Origin of the sequence: Citreimonas salinaria, assembly GCF_900107235.1 — a bacterium.
Classification (GTDB): Bacteria; Pseudomonadota; Alphaproteobacteria; order Rhodobacterales; family Rhodobacteraceae; genus Citreimonas; species Citreimonas salinaria.
The window spans coordinates 1-1,548 of sequence record NZ_FNPF01000057.1 but is presented as its reverse complement, the minus strand read 5'-3'; the positions used below and the strand labels follow the sequence as shown (position 1 = coordinate 1,548).

1 protein-coding gene is annotated in these 1,548 nt (G+C 63.7%); it reads right to left on the bottom strand.

Annotation, left to right across the window (positions count from 1 at the left end; genetic code table 11):
• Positions 1 to 822 precede the first annotated feature (822 nt).
• Complete coding sequence (copM, locus tag BLW27_RS20510) at positions 823 to 1,302, bottom strand: CopM family metallochaperone (protein WP_245710981.1); 480 nt, start codon at positions 1,300 to 1,302, stop codon at positions 823 to 825.
• Positions 1,303 to 1,548: the final 246 nt, after the last annotated feature.

The window sequence follows — 1,548 nt, the reverse complement described above, 5'->3', positions numbered from 1 at the left end:
GCTTCTCAGCCCTCGGCACCGCCGAGATCGTTCGCGTGGCATGACATCAGCGGGGAAAGGGGAAGTCACGCCTTAGGCGTGAGTTACGCAACAATGCCCATTCTGTGTGGCTTCTTCATTGTCGCGGAAGAAGCCCTTGAGTGCCGCAATGGACGGCTGGGCAAAGTCGAACATGCTCTCTCCTTTGGGTTAAGGCCCGACGGACTTGCCGGGAACAAAGACCGCCGCGTTCTTTGTGGTGCGGTGGTTTTTGGAGCCTCCCCTGCATCTTCAGCATGTTCCGATTTGTTTCGGCTGCGATGCGGAGCGGATCCTCAAGATGAGGGATCCGGTCCGGGTCGTAGCCCGAAAGAAACCAATCCTATCCGACCTTCACCCGGCGCAGCCGAGCCGTCGCGTAATGCGTCCTTGCCAGACCGCTGTGGCCACCAGGCGCGATTGGTTTCTGGAGCTAACGCCGCCGAATTGGCGCTGGAAGCGCCTCTGTCTTTCCAGGGGAGGTTGCATGGACTGGGCAGCGATAGCCAAGCCTTGGCCGAAACCCGAGACGCCGAACGAGGCCGCGCTTGCCCCGGCGCGTGCGGAGCTTATGCGGCGCGCGCAGCTTCGGCCGGGACAGCACGTTCTCGACATCGGCCCCGGGGGGGGGCTTCGCTTCTCGACGCGGCCAATGCGCTCTCCGGAGAAAGCGGAGAATTCGCATCTTTTATCCGGGACTCCTCTTGGGTGGCCCGGTTGCTGAGGGAGGATTGCGCCGCCACACGCGAGCCGGGAGAAGCGAGCCCGTGATTCTGTCGCGGCGCAATCCGGAGCTGTCGGCGCCTACTCTGCGTGTTCCGCGAGCCAGGCTTCGAGGAAGGCGACCTCGGCTTCCTGCGCCGCAATGATCGCTTCGGCCAGCTCGCGCAACTCTGGATCATCGCCGTGCTCGAGAAGGACGTTCGCCATGTCGATTGCGCCCACGTGGTGCGCAATCATGCCCCGGGCGAAATCGACGTCCGCATCCCCGGTCAGGTCGATGTCCATGGCCGTGTGCATCGCGGCGCTCGCAGCGCGATAGGCCTCCGTCGCGGTCGAGGCCTGACCGGTTTCGGACGCGTGCTGACCATGGTCCATCCCGCCCATCTGGCCGTGCTCCATGCCCTCCATCATCTGGCCGGGCTCCATCATCTGGCCGTGGCCCGTGCCGCCCATCATCTGGCTGCGATCGGTCGACGGCGCGTCGCCGTTTTCCGGGGCGGTCTGGGCGAATGCAACGGTCGCCGATGCGCCTGCAAGCGCGACGGCGAGAGCGCCGCTCAAAACAAGATGCCTTGTTGTCGTCATTTCATGAGACCTTCCTGCGTGCCGCCTAACGGGATTGTTCCTGCGGCTGTAGAGTCCGATGCGAACCTTCATGCCCGTGGGCCACGCCTTCCGACGCCGGGTCCGCACAAATCCCCGATCATCAATCTGCACACGACCAGAAGCCGCGGTATCCGACGGTCAGCCCTTGCTCCAGCTCAAAGATCATTTCTGCGTTGGAGCGCCAGTCTGCCTCTTCGCCGA